Raw genomic sequence first — 1,343 nt, forward strand, 5'->3', positions numbered from 1 at the left:
GCGCGGGCGGGGATTCCTCCGCCATGGCGGCCGCAGTGGATTCGGGTGATACCGCCTCCCTTTCCGTAGAGGGGAGTTTCGCATTGGGTGGCACGGGGGGCGCCGGGGGCCACGGCAGTTCCGTGTGGGCAGCGGTAGGGGGATTGATCAATGTCTCGGGCGGCACGGCGACGTTCACAGCCGATTCCAGTGGTATGTCTCCCAGCAATATCACGACCTATGGCGATTACGCCAATGGCATTACCGCTCAATCGATAGGCGGCGGGGGCGGCAACGCTGGGTTCGGCAGCGCCACTACGCACTCATTTGGCAGTGGGACCAATCTTGCCCCTACGGTCAGTTTGGGCGGATCCGGAGGAAACGGTGGTAGTGGCGGACTCGTGCAAGTCGAAGTCATGCCGCTGGGACAAGTGCAAACCTGGGGCTCCGGCGCAATTGGGGTATTGGCACAGAGCATCGGCGGCGGGGGCGGCGCGTCGCAGGGTGGCTCGTTCACGATCTCGGGCACGACGTCCGCCAAGACAGGAGGAATGACGCTGACATTTGGTAACGACGGAGCCGCTGGCAATGTGGGCGGGTCTGTGGTGGTCGACGTCGCAGGCCAGATCGCGACGCATGGTGGCGATGCACCGGGCGTCCAGGCGCAATCGATCGGTGGCGGAGGCGGGCAGGGTGGCTCCGCAGGGTCTGATGCCTCGGCCGACAACCCCATCATCGCCGCCGAGGAGGCCAGGTCTGCAACGAGCAATGTTGCTTCACAGTTGGCCAAAGTGCTCGCCGACGAGGATCCCAGCGCGCCTTCCCCCGTCTTTCAGGCGAACGTGACCATAGGTGGCACCGGCGGCTCGGGCAATACTGGTGGATCCGTCGGCGTGACGACGGCGTCCCCAGCCAGCATCATGACCGGGGGCGATTGGTCCACCGGCATTTTTGCCCAGAGCGTCGGGGGCGGCGGCGGCAAAGGCGGCAATGCGTTGGCCACGGGAACGGGATGGGTCGATCCCGGCAAATTCCGATTGAGCGCCGAATTGGCGTTGGGCGGTGACGGCGGCACAGGCGGCGATGGCGGCGCGGTGACGGTCAAACTGGGCGGCGGCTCGATTTCGACAAAAGGTTTCGGCGCGGCAGGTGTCCTGGCTCAGAGCGTCGGCGGCGGTGGCGGCCATGGGGCCGATGGATCCGATGGCTATATTGGTTCCGTGACGCTAGGCATGAGCGAGGGCGGTTCCGCGGGACCCGGCGGCGCGGGCGGGACGGTCGATGTCAGCGTTGACAACAGCCCTGTCAAGGTGACGACGAGTGGCGAAGCGGCGTTTGGCATCATGCTGCAATCGGTGGGCGGC

The 1,343-nt window shown here is 65.9% G+C and carries 1 pseudogene; it reads left to right on the plus strand.

Annotated elements, in window-relative coordinates:
• Window positions 1-1,343, plus strand: a pseudogene (locus ACNA0J_RS13095) (autotransporter outer membrane beta-barrel domain-containing protein); the annotation flags it as partial.

The organism is Bordetella tumbae (genome assembly GCF_965139195.1).
Taxonomy (GTDB): domain Bacteria; phylum Pseudomonadota; class Gammaproteobacteria; order Burkholderiales; family Burkholderiaceae_B; genus Bordetella_A; species Bordetella_A tumbae.